The sequence below is a fragment of the Leuconostoc mesenteroides subsp. mesenteroides ATCC 8293 genome (genome assembly GCF_000014445.1).
In the GTDB taxonomy this organism is placed as follows: domain Bacteria; phylum Bacillota; class Bacilli; order Lactobacillales; family Lactobacillaceae; genus Leuconostoc; species Leuconostoc mesenteroides.
This window is the reverse complement of record NC_008531.1, coordinates 1,178,044-1,195,954: the sequence shown is the minus strand read 5'-3', so window position 1 is coordinate 1,195,954 and position 17,911 is coordinate 1,178,044. Positions and strand designations below refer to the sequence as shown.

Sequence of the window (17,911 nt, the reverse complement as noted above, 5' to 3'; positions counted from 1 at the left end):
TATCAATGCAGCTAATTAGTTAAAAAGTGTACTATTATAAATAGCGCACTTTTTTTTCGGAAATTTTTCGGAATTTTTGATATACTTGTATAAGCAAATAAAAGAGGTTAAACATGACTGATATTAAGTACAAACGCGTTTTGATGAAGCTCTCTGGTGAAGCATTGGCAGGGGACAAAGGTCAAGGCATCGATCTTGAGACTGTTTCTGCAATTGCTGAAGAGCTAAAAGATGTCCATGACCTAGGTACTCAAATTGCCATTGTTGTTGGCGGTGGAAACTTGTGGCGTGGAGAGCCAGCATCAAAAATTGGTATGGAACGGTCTCGTGCTGATTATACTGGCATGCTTGGTACAACAATGAATGCTCTAGTTTTGCAAGATTCATTGGAACGCGCTGGTGTCCAAACACGTGTGCAAACTGCTATTACAATGCAGCAGATTGCTGAACCTTACATACGTGGTCGTGCGATTCGTCATCTAGAAAAGGGACGAATTGTCATTTTTGCAGCAGGTACAGGTTCTCCGTATTTCTCTACAGATACGACGGCAGCCTTGCGTGCAAACGAAATTAATGCTGATGCCATCTTAATGGGTAAAAATGGCGTTGATGGTATTTATGACTCAGATCCAAATAAAAATGCTAATGCGGTGAAGTTTACGGAATTAACTCACCTTGACATTTTGCAAAAAGGTTTGAAAGTAATGGATTCGACAGCAAGCTCACTATCTATGGATAATAATATGCCATTGGTGGTGTTTAACCTTAACACACCAGGTAACTTGAAACGAGTTGTGCTTGGTGAAGCCATCGGAACAACAGTAACAGGAGAAAAATAATGACTTTTGATTTAACTAATGCTAAAGAGCGTATGAAGGGGGCACAAGAGGCACTTCAACGTGAATTAGCCAACATCCGTACAGGTCGTGCGAATCCCAATATTTTGAATCGCGTCGAAGTTGAATATTATGGGGCAATGACACCATTGAACCAAGTGGCTTCAATTTCAGTACCGGAAGCACGAATATTGCTAATTACGCCGTTTGATAAAAGTGCCTTGGAAGCAATTGTACATGCAATTAACGTGTCCGATCTTGGTTTGAATCCTGCTTCTGACGGAAATATTGTGCGCTTGGCGATTCCACAAATGACAGAAGAACGTCGTAAAGAACTTGCTAAAGAAGTGAAGGCTGAAGCTGAAAAAGCTAAAGTTTCAGTTCGTAATGTTCGTCGTGATATTATGGATGATATTAAAAAAGACAAAGACATGCCTGAAGATGATGCCCGCAAGGCCGAAGATCAGACACAAAAGTTGACTGATGAAAACATTAAAGCAATTGATGAAATAGCAGCTGAAAAAGAAAAAGAATTGTTAACAATTTGATTTTCGTAAGATATTGCGATCATGCTTGACTTGGATAAATCCAAGTCTTTTTATTTAGGAGAGGGATGTGCTGAGGAGATATTTGAGATATTGGCGGGAAGCATTTGATTTTCATAGTGGTGCGTATCGATTGGATTTTTGGTGGGTTCATATCGTGAATACATTTATTTTTGCATCTATTTTATTTGTATCAATTATTTTTTTAAATTCTTGGTCGTTAGCAACCAAGTTATCTGGAACATTCAGTATCTTAATAACTATTCCAAACTTATCCTTATTTATTAGGCGATTACGAGATACCGGATTTCCAGTACAGACAATTATGTTTGTACTGATGAGCCCGTCACTTTTAGGAGTGAGTTTTGGCATTTTAGCCAGTTTTCGTTTAGTTATTTTGGCGCCAATTGCATTTTTAATATATTTCGGTTGGCTCATTTACTTGGTTTCAAGGCGTTCAGCTTATTGGACACCGACTTTAAGTAAAAAGCAAAAATCATTTTATGCAGCTTTAATTAGCGCTGTAATGATTTTAACTGCTTGTTTTCAGATTGCTGCTTTAAAGCATATCACACATGAATTTAGAGCTGCTGCGCAAAAGTATATTCAGGAACAGCGGCAGGTTAATGAAAATCGAGGTAAGTCCGCGTCATCAAGTTATTCTACTAAAAATGGTTCTATGAGCTCGTCAACCCAAGAGACAGATGATAACACACCAGAAGCCAGCTCAGCATCTTCGATACCTGAAAAAGAAGTTACTGAACTTCCAGACGATTCTGAGACGACAGCATACAGAGGATTAACAGAAGATACAATAGGAGATGCAACATTTGGTTTCTTTAAGGTCCATGGGACTTGGGAACAAGATACAGCTTCTTTGCAGTGGTTGCAGTCACAACAAAACGTAATGATTTTAACCAGCACTCAAGGTCAGGGATTTGGTGTTGATTTTGCTAGTTTTAGTTTTAAAAAAATTACGGGACAAAGTGATGTTTCATTAGATCAAGTCGACAATGTACAAGCCTCTCGAATTGATGGTACCTACCAAGATACTACCTCTGACAGTATTAAGGCTATGACTTATTTAGAGTGGCATATGCCAGATGGTCATATCCGAGTTGTGTACTTAATTGCGCCATCAAGATCATTGCTTAATTTAATTGTTAAAACATTGTCAGAAAGTTTTCGAGCAACTTAATGTAGAAATTTTTACTTGACGATTTGTCGTAGAGAGTGCATAATATCATTATTGAGTTTTGTACGTGATGAAGCCAAGTGGCGTTGGTGGAACGGACAAACAGTCGAGTGTCGGGTTTTATAACTCGGAAGTCAGGTGGAACCGCGCGTAAGCGTCCTGATGTCAATTATTTTGGCATTGGATGAACTTACACGCGGTTTTTTGATGCTGGTAAATATAACAAAATATCGATACAATCTGTGCTAAATTGTCGGTAAATTTTTAAGGAAGAACGATTATGACAAACGAAAAACTATCATTACAAGATATTATCTTGACCCTACAACAATATTGGGCTAAACAAGGCGCAAACTTAATGCAAGCATATGACAATGAAGTTGGGGCCGGAACACAGTCGCCATATACATTTTTACGTGCTAATGGCCCTGAGCCTTGGAACGCTGCTTATGTTCAACCTTCTCGTCGTCCAGCTGATGGCCGCTATGGCGATAATCCAAACCGTTTGTTTCAACATCATCAGTTTCAAGTAGTGATGAAGCCTTCCCCTGAAAACATTCAAGAGCTTTACCTAGGTTCTTTAGAAGCTTTGGGTATTAAAGCATTAGAACATGATATACGTTTCGTTGAAGATAACTGGGAAAACCCTTCCATGGGTGCTGCAGGAATTGGTTGGGAAGTTTGGCTGGATGGTATGGAAGTGACACAGTTTACTTATTTCCAGCAAGTTGGTGGGATTGAAGTAGATTCTGTGACAGCAGAAGTGACTTATGGTCTAGAACGATTAGCATCATACATTCAAAATGTACCAACGGTTTATGATCTTGAATGGGGTAATGGTGTGTTATACGGTGATATTTTCAAAGAACCAGAATTCGAGCATTCGAAATACGCTTTTGAAGAATCTAACCAAGATATGTTGTTGCGCCACTTTGAAGAATTTGAAGCAGAAGCAACTCGTTTGTTAGATTTGGGCTTGGTACATCCGGCTTATGACTATATTTTGAAATCATCACATACATTTAATCTATTAGATGCACGTGGTACGGTTTCGGTCACAGAACGAGCTGGTTATTTACATCGTATTCGTACAATGGCTCGCAAAGTATCGAAAGTATTTATTGAAGAACGAGCTAAGCTTGGTTTTCCTTTGCTAAAAGATCAGACATTACGGGATAAGTATCTTGGTAAAAACGGTAAATACACCAAAGAAAATGCCTGATAGTAACAGAGATAAAATCAATATTGGAGAATAACTCATGTCAACATTTTTATTAGAAATTGGTCTTGAAGAAGTGCCAGCACATCTGGTCACAAGCTCAGAAAATCAATTAATTGAAAGAACAAGAAACTTTTTAGCTGAGCATCGCTTGACTGTTGGTGCCATTAATCCTTATTCAACTCCACGTCGGTTGGCGGTTGAATTAACCGATGTAGCGGAAAAATCAGAAAGTTTGAGTGAAGAAAAGCGTGGTCCGTCAATTGAAAGAGCAAAAGATGCCAATGGTGAGTGGACTAAGGCAGCAATGGGATTTGCACGCGGTCAAGGTGCAACACCAGATGACTTTGAAACAAGAGACGGCTATGTGTGGTTAACAAAGCATACTGAAGGTGTTCCTGCCAAGGATATCTTGGTCAAAATTGGTGCCGAGGTGGTTTCAGAGATGAAGTTCTCAACGTACATGAAGTGGGCGAATAATGCTTTCTTGTACGTGCGACCAATTCGCTGGCTTGTCGCCTTGTTTGATAAGGAAGTCGTTGATTTTCATGTATTAGATGTTCAAACTGGTCGTGTTACAAGAGGACACCGCTTTTTGTCAAATGAACATGTTGAAATTTCTTCTGCTGACGATTATGTAAGTAAACTCGAATCAGCAAGTGTTGTAGTTAACGCTGAGGTACGAAAAAATGCAATCCGTTCTCAACTGACGGCAATTGCTAAACAAAACAATTGGTCATTAGAATTAGACACTGATGCAGCACAGAATTTGCTGGAAGAAGTTAATAATATTGTCGAATGGCCAACGGCATTTGCTGGTACTTTTGATAAAAAATATTTGGAAATTCCTGATGAAGTATTAATCACATCAATGCGCGAACACCAACGTTTCTTCTTTGTTACTAATCATGACGGGAAATTGTTGCCACATTTCTTATCAGTACGTAATGGGAACAAAGAGCATTTGGATAATGTTATTGCTGGTAATGAAAAAGTTTTGGTTGCTCGTCTTGAGGATGCAGAATTCTTTTACAAAGAAGACCAAACTAAAACAATTGCTGACTACATGGAAAAGGTCAAAAAATTGGTTTTCCATGAAAAAATTGGTACTGTTTATGAACATATGCAACGAACTGGCGTTTTGGCTCAGGCACTAGCGCAATCACTGAATTTTGATGAACAACAATTGTCTAACGTGAGCCGTGCAGCAGAAATCTATAAATTCGACTTAATGACCGGTATGGTTGGTGAGTTTGACGAATTGCAAGGTATTATGGGTGAACACTATGCTAAATTATTTGGTGAGAATCCCGCTGTGGCTGCAGCAATTAAAGAGCACTATATGCCGACTTCAGCAACAGGAAAAATTGCTGAGTCAGATATTGGTGCTGTACTAGCAGTTGCCGATAAGCTAGACGCTATTGTAACTTTCTTTGCAGCTGACTTAACACCAAGCGGTTCAAATGATCCTTATGGACTACGTCGCGCAGCAACAGGTATCGTAAGAACGTTACAGGAAAAAAACTGGCATATTGCTTTGAAACCGGTATTAACTCAGTTTGCCCAATCACAGGGAGAAGTTGCTGCGGCTGATATCACAGCTGTACTGGAGTTTATCTTAGATCGCGTGCGTAAGTTAACATTGGATGATGGTGTTCGCCAAGATTTGGTATCTGCAGGAGTTAGTCGCTCAGGAAATACTGACGTTGTTTACCTCATAGATCGTATTAATGTACTCGCTGCTCATAGTAAAGATAATGATTTCCGTGATGTGATTGAATCACTGACACGTGTCGATCGCTTAGCAGTGAAGCAGTTAACCAATGATAGCGTGGATCCATCTCTATTTGAAAATGATGCTGAAAAAGAATTGTATCAGGCAACGTATGCACTGAACTTAAGCCACTTAGTAAAAGAAGGTGCTGACGAGGTATATACAACATTGGCTGGGTTACAATCTCCTATTTCAACTTATTTTGAAGCTACAATGGTTAACACCGAGAATGCAGCTGTTAAAAACAATCGCTATGCACAACTGAATGTAATTCATCGCTTAATTAGTGAATTGGGTGATTTAGAACAAATTGTCATTAAGTAAAATTATTAAATAATAGGTCGTCACTAGAAAGTAGGAGGTCATTATGTTGAATATTGCTTACGTTGGTTTTGGAAAAAGCACAAATCGTTATCATTTACCTTATTTAAAGTTACGGCAAGATAAGTTTCACGTGAGCCGTGTAGTAACACCTACACTTGGGAAAAGGCCAACAGAGCAATCTGAGTTAGAAGTTACTGGTACTGTATTTTCAACAGATATTGATGACATTATTGAAGATGAAACCATCGATCTAGTGGTTGTTGTAACGCCTTCAGCCAGCCATTATCAGGTGACAAAACAACTACTGTTGGCTGGAAAAAATGTTATGGTTGACAAGCCAATGGCTGCTAGTGATATCGAGGCTCGTGATTTGGTCAATATTGCTTATGATAAAAAGTTATTTTTGATGTCATTTCAAAGTAGGCGATTTGATAGTGACTTTTTGACAGTTCAACGGGTTATTCAAAATGGGTACCTCGGTCGTTTAGTTGATCTTGAGGTTCATATGGACCATTATCGACCTAATGACGGACAATCGAATGGTAATGAAATCGACGGATCGCTATTCGGGCATGGTGTTCACTTGGTAGATCAAATTGTGAGTCTCTTTGGTGCACCAAATTCAGCAGCCTACGATATACGTTCTACTCGCTTACTGAATAGTCCTGTAGACGACCAAATTGAGGTTAACCTTTTTTATCCACAAGCTTTTAAAGCAACAATTCAAACCACAGAATTAGCAACAATCCAATATCCAAAATGGCAACTGCGTGGAACACAAGGTACATTTATTAAGTATGAGGTTGATGAGCAGGAAAATGACCTTAAAACTGGTGTTATGCCTGGAGACGCGCGTTTTGGCGTTGACACACCACAAAACTATGGACACTTGGTATACTACAATCAGAGTGGTGATCGCATTGATAAATACATACCTAGTATTCAGGGTGATTATGGCAGAGTCTATGATTCTGTTTATAACACACTGGTCAAAGGTATGCCAAAACTTGTTTCCGATGAAAACATGATTACTGTAATGAAGATACTGTCTGCAGGGTTGAAAGAAAAAGGACCGCACGTCGTTAAATTTTCATGAAAGTTAAAAGCTTGGCAATAGCCTAGCTTTTTTATTTTGCTAAAATAGCGGTGTCATTTTCGAAAAGTAACGTGAGGCTTTATGGTAAAATTAAATAGATAGAAAACTGAAAGAAAAAAATGCCAATTATGACAGAATTAAATTTGAATGAACTTAAAGAACGACAAAAACACATACGTAATTTTTCAATTGTTGCACACATTGACCATGGAAAATCAACCATAGCTGATCGTATCTTGGAACAGACACATACTGTTGCTGAACGTGACATGCAGAATCAATTACTGGATACGATGGATTTAGAACGTGAACGTGGAATTACGATTAAACTAAATGCGGTCGAAGTTCATTACGACGCTAAAGACGGTGAAACCTACATTTTCCATCTGATTGACACACCAGGACACGTTGATTTCTCTTATGAGGTTTCGCGGGCATTGGCAGCTGCTGAAGGGGCTATACTTGTTGTTGATGCTTCTCAAGGCGTTGAAGCACAAACGTTAGCTAACGTTTATTTGGCCCTAGATAATGACTTGGAAATTCTACCTGTAATTAACAAAATTGATTTACCGGCGGCGGATGCCGAAAAGGTTCGTACGGAAATTGAGGATGTTATTGGCATTGATGCTTCAGAGGCAGTGTTAGCGTCAGCTAAACAAGGCATTGGTATTCCAGAACTGCTGGAAAAAATTGTTACCGATTTACCTGCACCGCAAGGTGATATCGATGCACCACTACGTGCTTTGATTTTTGATTCAGCCTACGATGCTTATCGTGGTGTGGTTGTTAACATGCGTGTACGAGAAGGCATTGTAAAGCCTGGTGACAAGGTTCGTATGATGAACACTGGTGCGGAATATGAGGTCACGGAAGTTGGTGTGATGTCTCCAAATGCTCAGAAACGTGATTACTTGATGGCGGGGGATGTTGGTTACTTAACAGCAGCTATTAAGGACATTCATACGACACATTCTGGTGATACAATTACCCTAGTGAATAATCCAGCCAGTGAACCATTATCCGGATATCAACCGATGACACCTATGGTTTATTCTGGTCTATATCCTTCAGACAACGCTAAGTACACGGATTTACGGGAAGCTTTGGAAAAACTACAGCTCAATGACGCTGCGTTAACATTTGAACCAGAAACTTCACAAGCACTAGGATTTGGGTATCGAGTTGGCTTTTTGGGTTTGCTACACATGGATGTCATTCAAGAGCGACTAGAGCGCGAGTTTGATTTGGACTTGGTGACAACTGCTCCGTCTGTTACTTATCGAGTGGTAACTAATGATGAAGAAACTATTGAGATTGAAAACCCATCCGAAATGCCAGACACGCCCAAAGTGAAATACATTGAAGAGCCCTATGTGCATGCCCAAATTATGGTGCCTAATGATTACGTTGGTGCTGTTATGGAACTTGCGCAACGCAAACGTGGTGAATTTGACACAATGGAATATTTGGATGACACGCGTGTCAATGTCAAGTATTACATGCCTTTGTCCGAAATTATTTTCAATTTCTTTGATAAACTAAAATCGAGCACACGTGGTTACGCTTCACTTGATTATGAGTTATCATCCTACAGACAATCCGACTTGGTCAAAATAGATATTCTGTTAAATAGTGAGAAGGTCGATGCCCTGAGTTTCATTGTTCATCGTGACTTTGCTGTAGAACGAGGACGGATTATTACTTCTAAACTAAAAGAGATCATTCCACGTCAAAACTTTGAAATTCCAGTGCAAGCAGCTATTGGCGCTAAAATATTAGCTCGTACAAACATTAAAGCTTATCGTAAGGATGTCACGGCTAAAATTCATACGGGTGATCCTGATCGTCGTGCGAAGTTGCTCGACAAGCAGAAAAGGGGTAAGGCACGTATGAAGTCTGTTGGTTCAGTCGAGGTACCGCAAGAAGCTTTCATGGCTGTGCTTAAAACGGAGGACGATGCCCAATATGCCCGAGGAAACTAACACAAAGCGTTCTAGATTAGCACGCAATTTATCCGAGCAGTCAAAACCAACAAATCGTAAAGTTAAAATCCTAACAGTTTGTTCAGTACTGGTTATGCTGTTAGTGGTTAGTCTGACAGTTGCCAGAGTTGTTTTTAATTTTGATGGCATCTCGCAAGAGACCCGTGTGAAAACTCTTCAAAAAGATGCAGCGATCGCGTTACAATTTGGCTTGACAGGCCATTCTGATGACAAACGCACCAAACAGGTTGTACATTTAACCAATACAGCGTGGCAAACAGAAATTGCTACTAGTGTTGGCAAAGCGTGGAAGAGCAGCGCTAAAGTGGCAGATTCAGTTACTTTTGATGGCCATAAGTATCAAAAGAAACAAGTCATAAGCGATTTATCGCAACGATATATAAAGACCTTACAACGTGATCGTAACTATAAAATCACAAAAATAAGGTATGATCGATACCATAACGCAAAGGTTCAATATCAAGTAACACCTATTGATTTGCCTGCTGGTCAGAAAAAAGTTCAAAGATATGTTGAAAAACAATTACAAAAGAAATCTAGTGAGGCAAGCAAATTATCTGCTGAACAGTTGCGCTTAGTTGAGTATGCTATGATCGCTGAAAACTGGCAAAGTGTTTTGAAGGATGACATGCCAACCTCAGCGACGAGAAATATGACAATAACAATGTTGTATACTCATGAAAACTTTAAACCAATTTATCAAGTATCGAAACAAACGCTGAATAATATTTTAAATAGTGGGTTATCAGAATGAATTTATTAGACAAAATAAAAAACATTTGGCCATTTGGTCAAAGTCATAAAATGCGTGCCATTGGATTTGAACGGCCTCTATTAATTGATCAACCGGATGCTTTTGTGGAAAAAGTTATTCCCCGACCACAACCGGATAAAGATGAATTACTAGTTAAAGTTTTGGCCAGCTCTGTCAATCCGGTGGATACAAAAATGAGAGCCAATTATACTCATGATGGCGTTTTTCGTATTTTGGGTTTTGACGCAGTCGGCGTGGTTGTAGAAGTTGGTCAAAATGTTCAACATTTCAGCGTTGGTGATAAAGTTTACTATGCTGGAGCGCAATTGAAACCCGGTTCTAACGCTGACCTTCAAGTTGTTCATGAAGCACTGGTCGGCCATGCCCCTACTTCATTGAGTGATGAAGAAATTGCGGCTATGCCGTTAACATCAATTACAGCCTACGAAATCTTACATGAAGCGTTGTGTTATGATCTTGAGGAAAACAGTGCCTTGGGGCACACAATTTTGATTGTGAATGGTGCTGGTGGTGTTGGATCTGTATTAATTCAATTAGCAAAGTATATCGGGATGACAGTTATCACTACAGCATCTCGCACCGAGTCTGTTACTTGGGTTAAGTCACTTGGCGCTGATTATATCTTAGACTACCATCAAGATTTGAACGAGCAGATGAGAAAGATTCAGCACGATAAAGTTGATAATATTGCGATTTTACAAAATACGGATTATTATTGGCCACTTGCAACAGCCGTTATTAAGCCATTTGGACGAATTGCATCAATTGTTGAAACGACGGAGCCAATTGATATGGGGCCTTTGAAGAACATTGGCGCACAGTTTAGCTGGGTGTTCATGTTTGCGAAGGGGAACTATGGCGTTAATATGCAGTCTCAAGGGAATGCACTTAATCAGGTAGCGCGTTTACTTGATGAGAATAAAATCAAGACGACACTGTCGAAGACTTATCACGGGCTGTCTGTAGAAAATATTCGTGCTGCTACGAAAGAAGTTGAAGCTGGTCGCATGATTGGAAAAGTAGTGGTGAAGTATGACGAACAATAAATGGCAAGCACTCACCGTTGCGACGAACAATGATGGCATTGAACCAATTGCTGATATATTGATGTCAACCGGCGCTGAGGGTGTGCAGATTGTTGATGATATTTCACCAGTAACAGTGACAGCTTATTTTGAAGACGATGCATCTTTACCTAACACTGTTAGTCGGATAAAAGAACAGTTGGATAACTTAGTGACGCTTGGGGTTGATGCATCACCTGCAACTATTACATTAAATGACGTGGCACAATCAGATTGGGAAAACAACTGGAAACAATATTATCATGCCACCCGCATAACAAGACACATTACTGTTGTACCTTCATGGGAAAACTTTGTAGCAGCTCAAAAAGATGAATATCCAATTATTATGGATCCTAAGTTAGCTTTTGGAACAGGAGTTCATGAAACAACACGATTAATGATCCAAGCGCTAGAAACTGTCGTTCGTGGCGGAGAAAGCATGATAGACGTGGGTACGGGTTCAGGAGTACTATCCGTCGCTGCAAAACAACTCGGTGTAGCAGGTATTTTAGCAACAGATATTGACGAGATGGCTGTGAATGTTGCTAAAGAAAATTTAGCGTTAAACCCAGTGGCCAATGATGTTACAGTGGTAACTAGTGATTTACTGGAGTCAATTGCTATCGATAAGCCTGTAGACTTGATTGTTGCTAATATTCTAGCTGACGTTATTGAACGCCTTATTCCACAGACGTGGTCACGCCTGAAGCCAGGTGGCTATTTCTTGGTTTCTGGAATCTATGATGCTATTTCAGTGTCGATTGAACAACAGCTACAACAAGCGGGATATAAAATTTTTCAACACACAACAATGAGTGACTGGCATGCATTCATTGCAAAAAAGGATTCTAAATAATGCAACGCTATTTTCTAAACGAACCAATTAATGATACGATTCGCTTGACAGCTGACAATGATATTTTTAAGCATTTTGGCAAAGTTTTGAGAGCTCGAGTGGGGTCAAAAGCTGAATTTGTTAGTAATAATTTGGAAATCTGCCTTGGAGAAGTTACTTTAATTGATTACGAGGTTATGAATATCAAAGTGATCGATCGATATTATTCAAATGTTGAGTTACCAATTGATGTAACACTCGTCGTGTCTCCCCTAAAGAATGATCGTTCTGACTGGTTTATCCAAAAAGCAACAGAGCTTGGTGTCAAAACAATCGTTTTCACCTCAATGAAACGAACAGTTGCCGATTGGCGAAAGCAACAAGAAAAGAAAGTCAAAAGATTTAATAAAATAGCGCAAGCTGCAGCAGAGCAAGCACATCGCTTGGTTGTTCCAGAAATTATTTTTACCACGTGGCAAAATACTATCCAAATGCCTAAAAATACTGGACTTGTTGCTTGGGAAGAATCAGCTCGTGATGGAGAAAGTGCTGCACTAATAGCGGCTGTTTCGGCTGTTCCATCTGGAGAAAAACTAATCTGTGTATTTGGTCCTGAAGGTGGTCTAACAGAAAATGAGATTGAGGAATTACGATTGCAGAATTTTGAATTAGCTGGATTGGGTCCTCGAATATTGAGAGCTGAAACAGCGCCACTCTATGCAATGTCAGCGATTAGCGTGTTGCGTGAACTAAATTAATTCGTTATAATATAATAAATAAATGAGATAACTATAGGTGGTGAAATAATGCTGAAGATATTCAAAAAATACTACGGGTATCAGTGGCTTGCAGCGTTTATGCTTGGTTTGGTACTACCATTTATTGGTAAGTTACTCAGTGTGAGTGGTTTACATAAAGTTATCTGGTTTTATCTAATCATTAATGGTCTTTATACTTTATATCTTGGGTATAGTGTGCGTAAGCGTGGGCTATCACCTCTCATTTTATTTGCCTTGCCTGCAGTATTCTCTGGAATTTCAACATTATTACTTCATTTGGTATCTCATCAGTATGGATTTTATTTTGGACTAATGTACATTGTACTAAGTTTATTCACCTTTTTCGGAGATACACGTGATGACCCGGATGAAAATCAAATTCCAGTTGAAAACGGATTCCGTGATTTAAAAAGTGAGACAAAGAATGATGGACAAGTTTCAGTTGATGGAAACTTGAAAGTATAATTAGTGTTATGAATAACTAGAAAAAGTGCGATATTTCGCACTTTTTCTGTTACACTGGTATAGGATATTTTACCTTTGTGTTTAATAGTTATTGCTCAAAGCATACAGATAATAATGAACTCTGGAGATACTATTTTACATAACTTAATTGGAGGATTTTACATTGATTACAGTTTCAGATATGAGTTTTAGTTTTTCAGGGCCTAAAATTTATCAAGATGTTAACTTGAAATTAACACCCGGTAATACTTATGGCATTATTGGTGCTAATGGCGCTGGTAAGTCTACCTTTTTGAAGTTATTGCAAGGAGAACTACAACCAACTGAAGGAACCATTTCAATCGGTGATAGCGAGAGAATGTCATCTTTGCAGCAGGATCACTTTGCATTTGATAAATTTACGGTTTTAGATACGGTGATCCAAGGTCATAAGCGATTGTACGAAGTTAAAACTGAGATGGACGCTATCTATGCTAAGCCGGATTTTAACGATGAAGATGGTGTGCGTGTTGCTGATTTGGGTGCGGAATTTGAAGAGCTAGATGGTTGGAATGCTGAAGTTGAAGCTGGTCAATTGTTGAGCAAGCTGGGTATTAGCGATAGTGTTTACGATACCTTGATGGGTGAGCTAACTGAAAATGATAAAGTGAAAGTTCTGCTTGCGCAAGCCTTGTTTGGTAATCCAGATATTTTGATTTTAGACGAGCCAACCAACGGATTGGATGTACAGACGATTAATTGGCTAGAAGATTTTCTGGCTGATTTTCCGAACTTAGTTATTGTTGTTTCCCACGATCGACATTTTTTGAACGCTGTTTCAACCAATATTTTGGATGTTGATTTTGGAAAAATTACACCCTTTGTTGGAAACTATGATTTTTGGCGTGAATCGTCTGAATTGGCCCAACGCTTAGCTTCTCAACAAAATGCTAAGAAGGAAGAACAAATTAAACAGTTGCAAGATTTCGTAGCTCGGTTTTCAGCTAATGCTTCAAAATCAAAGCAGGCTACAGCCCGAAAAAAGCAATTAGATAAAATTACTTTAGATGATATTAAACCTTCATCAAGAAAATACCCATTCATTAATTTCCCCATTAATCGTGAGCTCGGGAATGATATGGTTCGCGTTGAAAACGTTTCAAAAACAATTGACGGCGAAAAAGTATTAGACAATATTTCCTTTATTGGTCGACCAAACGATAAAATTGCTATTTTATCACGTTCCGATTTAGCAACCACTACGTTGATGCAAATTATAGCAGGTACGATGGCACCAGATGAGGGGACCGTTTCTTGGGGTGTTACAACGTCACAATCCTATATTGCTAAAGATTTAAATGATAACTTCGATAATCAAGATGTAACTATTTTGGATTGGTTACGTGATTTTGCGGAAGAAGACCAAAAAGATAACACCAGTTTACGTGGTATGCTCGGGCAAATGCTGTTCCGTGGTGATGATTCCTTAAAACAAATTAATGTGTTATCCGGTGGCGAAAAAGTCCGCATTGTTTTGGCGAAGATGATGTTGCTCAAAGCTAATGTGCTATTGATGGACGACCCAACAAATCATTTGGATTTGGAGTCAATTCAGTCCCTTAACGATGCGGTAATCGCATTCAAGGGTTCAATTATTATGACTTCGCATGACCATGAATTCTTAGCAACTACGGCAAATCATATTATTGAAGTGTCACCAAAGGGTGTTGTTGATCGCGTTGATACGACGTATGATGAATTCATTAATAATGATAGTATTCAGGACAAAGTAAATGAACTTTACTAGTAGATAAGTAATATAGTAAATTGAATTAATGAGCTGGCACAAAAACCATAATTTGTAACATATTGTGAATTTTGAGCGTCGACTTATTAATTCTTTTTTTGCTATTTAACCACAATAAAACAGGAGGTAAAAAGAATGGCAATTGGAATTGATAAATTATCATTTTACACATCTGAATATGTATTAGATTTGGTAGAATTAGCTCAGCGACGTGGGGTGGATCCGAATAAATATACTATTGGTATTGGTCAAGATAAACAATCGGTGATACCGAATTATGAAGATGTCGTAACAATGGGTGCTAACGCGGCTGCAAAAATTATTGATAATGATGATCGTCAGCAGATTGATTTGATTATTTTTGCCACTGAATCTGGTATCGATAATTCAAAATCAAGCGCATTATATGTTCAAAAATTACTTAATTTGTCTGAATTTTCGCGAACAATTGAGATTAAACAAGCATGCTATGCGGGAACATTCGGATTGATGCAGGCTCGAGATTACGTTGCAAGCCATTCTGGTAAGAGGGTTTTAGTTATCGCATCGGATATTGCAAGATACGGATTAAATACACCTGGTGAAGTGACCCAAGGTGGTGGAGCTGTTGCCATGATTGTTTCAGAAAGCCCACACATTGCAACAATTAATTCTGATTCGGTTTATATGAGCCGAGATGTCGCAGATTTTTGGCGTCCTATCGATAGAACGGAAGCCATAGTAGACGGACATTTATCAACAGATATTTATAAAGAAATGTTTTTGACACTATGGCAACGATATAAGGACCAGTCCGGGCGGACAATCGCTGATTTTGCAGGTTTTACTTTTCATCTACCGTATACAAAAATGGGTAAAAAAGCTTTTGATCAAATTATAGATGAGGCTGATGAGAGAACGCAAGGACGGTTATTAAAAAATCTAAAGGCAAGTCAAAAGTTTAGTCGAGAAGTAGGGAATTTGTACACTGGCTCTGTGTATTTAAGCTTGTTATCATTATTGAGTTACGCACAAGATTTGGTTGCAGGAGAGCAGTTGGCCATATTTAGTTATGGTTCAGGTGCTGAAGCCGAGCTGTACTCTATAACATTGCAAGAAAACTTCTTTAAGTATGTACCAGCAAATGAAACAAAAAATGAATTAGCTGATCGAAAAAAAGTATCTGTAGATCAGTATGAACAAATATTTAATTCACAGCTTCTTGATTCACATGAGAACGTTTCATCTGATCATCCTGACGCAGATCATTTTCAGTTTTTAGGTTGGCAGAATGGTGAAAGACAATATAAATAAAAAATGAAGAGATGCGTATGCATCTCTTCATTTTGTGATAGAGCTGATTTCAGCACCATCTTTTGCCGCAAACAACACTTTGTTACTGTCATTGACACCCATTAGTTCAAAAGTGTATCCAGTTTTAAAAGATTTTTTGATATTCTTCGAAGTTTTTAAAAGTGAATCAGTGAAATTCGACCAGTGCGCTTCTTCTGCTAAACTTGGGTCGGTCTCTATTTGAGCAACCGACTTTGATAAATCTGAATCAGTGTAAAGTTTGAGCTGGAAAGTTTTGGCATCGGTATTAAAAGTGACGTCACCAATTTTGCTATATGCTGTGTCAAGTTTCTGAGTAAGCTCTTGTTCTTTTAATTTGAGTTGTTCTTGCTGTTGTTTCGTTGTAGCATCGGATATTACAGTCGTACTGCCATTTTCCAAATTTGATTGTGAATGGGCTTGTTGCGACTTGGTTAGTTTGTTTGAATTTACCTGTGCGTCGTTATTTTTTTGTATCTTTTGTATTGCTGACGGCAATTGAAAACCAAAAAAGATTGTACCACCAATACATAATATGGAGAATATAAGTGGTACTAGAAATGTCCCATATCTCTGCTTATTTTGTATCGTAAAACTTACAAGTAATATGCTTAATAAAAATAAAATGATAAACAAAAATATCATTCTCTTATCCCCCTTATTTTGAAAAAGAAAAAGCACTTAACCGATGAAGCGTGTCCCGGCACGGCATCACCATTATAGTTAAGCGCTTGCAACATTATTATATCTAAAATTATTGTCTGTTTCAAGTATAAAAGAACTACTAAGAAGTCATTTGTATATTTGTTTTGCGAAACGTTATTCATTTAGAAGTCTTTATGTCTTCAGGTCGATTAATCTCACCAGAAGGTGTGTTATACTAATAGCATTAAATAATATTGGAGTTAAAAATGTCAAAAAATGTTTATCTTGCGAGTCCATTCTTCGATAAAGAGCAAATTGAGCGTGTTGAACGTGTTGAAAAAGCTTTAGCAGCCAATCAAACATTAAGTTCTGTTTTTTCACCACGCGAACACCAACACGAAGAATTTGAAATGTTTGGCCCGGAGTGGCGTGTCGCAACCTACAACGGCGATATTGAGGCAATTAACCAAGCTGACGTCATGGTAGCGGTTATTGATTATGTAGGGCAGGAAGTAGATCCAGGAACTGCTTGGGAGTTTGGCTACGCAGTAGCCAAAAACATTCCGGTTATTGTTGTTAAAGAAAAAGCTGGTGCAGTCAATCTAATGATGGGAATGCCATTAACGGCTTATATCACGGATATCTCAGATTTGGAAACTTACGACTTTGATGCAACGCCAAAGATTGAATTTAGTGGTGAAATCTTTTAATTTTTAAGAGTGAACTTGATATGTGTCTCCCGAACAAAATAAAAAACAGGTAATCATTTGAACGTATATTTTTTGTTAATCGTTTTAAATGGTGATGTAATTGTATAATGAATAGATGATAAAACGAATAAAAAATAGTTTGTACTATTAATTATTCGTTTTTGCGAGATAGTTTGCTGTATAATCTGGTATAATATTGTAAGTAAATTTTAATGGAGAATTTGTATGACTATGAGTAAAGCAGTTGTAACAGTTGTTGGTAAAGATAAGCCGGGAATTATTGCTGGGGTGGCTAACACGTTAGCGGATCACAACATCAACATTTTAGATGTTTCTCAAACGATTATGAGTGATATTTTCACGATGAGTATGCTAATTAATTTAGAAGAATTAGAAGGGCAATTCAACGTGTTGCAAGATGATTTGAATAAGTTAGGGGCTGATTTAGGCGTTACTATTCATACGCAACGTGAAGAAATATTTGATGCGATGAGTAGAGTTTAATATTTGTAGCTAACCTACTAAAGAACTTACGAATTGAATCAT

17 protein-coding genes are annotated in these 17,911 nt (G+C 38.4%); 16 read left to right on the top strand and 1 reads right to left on the bottom strand.

Annotated features, from left to right (window positions below; all coding sequences use genetic code 11):
• The first annotated feature begins 113 nt into the window (after positions 1-113).
• The 14 genes from pyrH (at position 114) to LEUM_RS05780 (ending at position 15,992) form a co-directional block, all read left to right on the top strand.
• A complete protein-coding gene (gene pyrH / locus LEUM_RS05845) occupies positions 114-839 on the top strand; it encodes a UMP kinase (RefSeq protein WP_011679926.1) in 726 nt (241 codons plus the stop codon).
• Positions 839-1,384, top strand: a complete 546-nt coding sequence (gene frr / locus LEUM_RS05840; protein ID WP_002814677.1) for a ribosome recycling factor — start codon at positions 839-841, stop codon at positions 1,382-1,384. Before pyrH ends, frr begins: the two co-directional genes overlap by 1 nt.
• 82 nt (positions 1,385-1,466) lie before the next feature.
• Complete coding sequence (locus tag LEUM_RS05835) at positions 1,467-2,579, top strand: DUF805 domain-containing protein (RefSeq protein ID WP_011679925.1); 1,113 nt, start codon at positions 1,467-1,469, stop codon at positions 2,577-2,579.
• A 277-nt stretch (positions 2,580-2,856) separates the two neighbouring features.
• On the top strand, positions 2,857-3,798 hold the full coding sequence (gene glyQ / locus LEUM_RS05830) for a glycine--tRNA ligase subunit alpha (RefSeq protein ID WP_011679924.1): 942 nt from the start codon (positions 2,857-2,859) through the stop codon (positions 3,796-3,798).
• 37 nt (positions 3,799-3,835) lie between these two features.
• Complete coding sequence (glyS, locus tag LEUM_RS05825) at positions 3,836-5,893, top strand: glycine--tRNA ligase subunit beta (protein ID WP_011679923.1); 2,058 nt, start codon at positions 3,836-3,838, stop codon at positions 5,891-5,893.
• A gap of 43 nt (positions 5,894-5,936) precedes the next feature.
• Positions 5,937-6,989: a Gfo/Idh/MocA family oxidoreductase gene (locus LEUM_RS05820; RefSeq protein WP_011679922.1), complete on the top strand. Its 1,053-nt coding sequence runs from the start codon at positions 5,937-5,939 to the stop codon at positions 6,987-6,989.
• Between the two features lie 128 nt (positions 6,990-7,117).
• Positions 7,118-8,971, top strand: coding sequence for a translation elongation factor 4 (gene lepA / locus LEUM_RS05815; protein WP_025268153.1), 1,854 nt, complete (start codon positions 7,118-7,120; stop codon positions 8,969-8,971).
• The gene (locus LEUM_RS05810; RefSeq protein WP_010289154.1) at positions 8,955-9,746 is read left to right on the top strand and encodes a hypothetical protein; all 792 of its coding nucleotides are present in this window, start codon (positions 8,955-8,957) and stop codon (positions 9,744-9,746) included. Before lepA ends, LEUM_RS05810 begins: the two co-directional genes overlap by 17 nt.
• A complete protein-coding gene (locus LEUM_RS05805) occupies positions 9,743-10,813 on the top strand; it encodes a zinc-binding alcohol dehydrogenase family protein (RefSeq protein ID WP_011679920.1) in 1,071 nt (356 codons plus the stop codon). The genes LEUM_RS05810 and LEUM_RS05805 overlap by 4 nt, the downstream gene beginning before the upstream one ends.
• A complete protein-coding gene (gene prmA, locus LEUM_RS05800; protein ID WP_011679919.1) occupies positions 10,800-11,690 on the top strand; it encodes a 50S ribosomal protein L11 methyltransferase in 891 nt (296 codons plus the stop codon). Before LEUM_RS05805 ends, prmA begins: the two co-directional genes overlap by 14 nt.
• Positions 11,690-12,427: an RsmE family RNA methyltransferase gene (locus tag LEUM_RS05795; protein WP_011679918.1), complete on the top strand. Its 738-nt coding sequence runs from the start codon at positions 11,690-11,692 to the stop codon at positions 12,425-12,427. Before prmA ends, LEUM_RS05795 begins: the two co-directional genes overlap by 1 nt.
• 48 nt (positions 12,428-12,475) lie before the next feature.
• Positions 12,476-12,913, top strand: coding sequence for a hypothetical protein (locus LEUM_RS05790; RefSeq protein WP_010280083.1), 438 nt, complete (start codon positions 12,476-12,478; stop codon positions 12,911-12,913).
• A 163-nt stretch (positions 12,914-13,076) separates the two neighbouring features.
• Complete coding sequence (locus tag LEUM_RS05785) at positions 13,077-14,699, top strand: ABC-F family ATP-binding cassette domain-containing protein (RefSeq protein ID WP_011679917.1); 1,623 nt, start codon at positions 13,077-13,079, stop codon at positions 14,697-14,699.
• A gap of 135 nt (positions 14,700-14,834) precedes the next feature.
• Complete coding sequence (locus LEUM_RS05780) at positions 14,835-15,992, top strand: hydroxymethylglutaryl-CoA synthase (RefSeq protein WP_011679916.1); 1,158 nt, start codon at positions 14,835-14,837, stop codon at positions 15,990-15,992.
• 27 nt (positions 15,993-16,019) lie between these two features.
• On the opposite strand, the gene LEUM_RS05775 is transcribed toward LEUM_RS05780, so the two are convergent.
• Entirely contained in the window at positions 16,020-16,655 is a 636-nt protein-coding gene (locus tag LEUM_RS05775) for a hypothetical protein (RefSeq protein ID WP_011679915.1), read from the bottom strand.
• Positions 16,656-16,921: 266 nt separating this feature from the next.
• Between LEUM_RS05775 and LEUM_RS05770 the strand changes: the two genes are divergently transcribed.
• Both LEUM_RS05770 and LEUM_RS05765 read left to right on the top strand, forming a co-directional pair.
• Positions 16,922-17,365 carry a nucleoside 2-deoxyribosyltransferase gene (locus LEUM_RS05770; protein WP_011679914.1) on the top strand — a complete coding sequence of 148 codons (444 nt, stop codon included), beginning with the start codon at positions 16,922-16,924 and terminating at the stop codon, positions 17,363-17,365.
• Positions 17,366-17,596: 231 nt separating this feature from the next.
• Entirely contained in the window at positions 17,597-17,869 is a 273-nt protein-coding gene (locus LEUM_RS05765; protein WP_031295551.1) for an ACT domain-containing protein, read from the top strand.
• Positions 17,870-17,911 lie beyond the last annotated feature (42 nt).

Excerpts from the sequence above, each read along its gene's own strand:
- LEUM_RS05805 (WP_011679920.1), top strand. The coding sequence starts at position 9,743 with ATGAATTTATTAGACAAAATAAAAAACATTTGGCCATTTGGTCAAAGT.
- lepA (WP_025268153.1), top strand. The coding sequence starts at position 7,118 with ATGACAGAATTAAATTTGAATGAACTTAAAGAACGACAAAAACACATA.
- glyS (WP_011679923.1), top strand. The coding sequence starts at position 3,836 with ATGTCAACATTTTTATTAGAAATTGGTCTTGAAGAAGTGCCAGCACAT.
- LEUM_RS05810 (WP_010289154.1), top strand. The coding sequence starts at position 8,955 with ATGCCCGAGGAAACTAACACAAAGCGTTCTAGATTAGCACGCAATTTA.
- prmA (WP_011679919.1), top strand. The coding sequence starts at position 10,800 with ATGACGAACAATAAATGGCAAGCACTCACCGTTGCGACGAACAATGAT.
- LEUM_RS05820 (WP_011679922.1), top strand. The coding sequence starts at position 5,937 with ATGTTGAATATTGCTTACGTTGGTTTTGGAAAAAGCACAAATCGTTAT.
- LEUM_RS05780 (WP_011679916.1), top strand. The coding sequence starts at position 14,835 with ATGGCAATTGGAATTGATAAATTATCATTTTACACATCTGAATATGTA.
- glyQ (WP_011679924.1), top strand. The coding sequence starts at position 2,857 with ATGACAAACGAAAAACTATCATTACAAGATATTATCTTGACCCTACAA.
- LEUM_RS05775 (WP_011679915.1), bottom strand. The coding sequence starts at position 16,655 with ATGATATTTTTGTTTATCATTTTATTTTTATTAAGCATATTACTTGTA.
- LEUM_RS05795 (WP_011679918.1), top strand. The coding sequence starts at position 11,690 with ATGCAACGCTATTTTCTAAACGAACCAATTAATGATACGATTCGCTTG.
- LEUM_RS05770 (WP_011679914.1), top strand. The coding sequence starts at position 16,922 with ATGTCAAAAAATGTTTATCTTGCGAGTCCATTCTTCGATAAAGAGCAA.
- frr (WP_002814677.1), top strand. The coding sequence starts at position 839 with ATGACTTTTGATTTAACTAATGCTAAAGAGCGTATGAAGGGGGCACAA.
- LEUM_RS05765 (WP_031295551.1), top strand. The coding sequence starts at position 17,597 with ATGAGTAAAGCAGTTGTAACAGTTGTTGGTAAAGATAAGCCGGGAATT.
- LEUM_RS05790 (WP_010280083.1), top strand. The coding sequence starts at position 12,476 with ATGCTGAAGATATTCAAAAAATACTACGGGTATCAGTGGCTTGCAGCG.
- pyrH (WP_011679926.1), top strand. The coding sequence starts at position 114 with ATGACTGATATTAAGTACAAACGCGTTTTGATGAAGCTCTCTGGTGAA.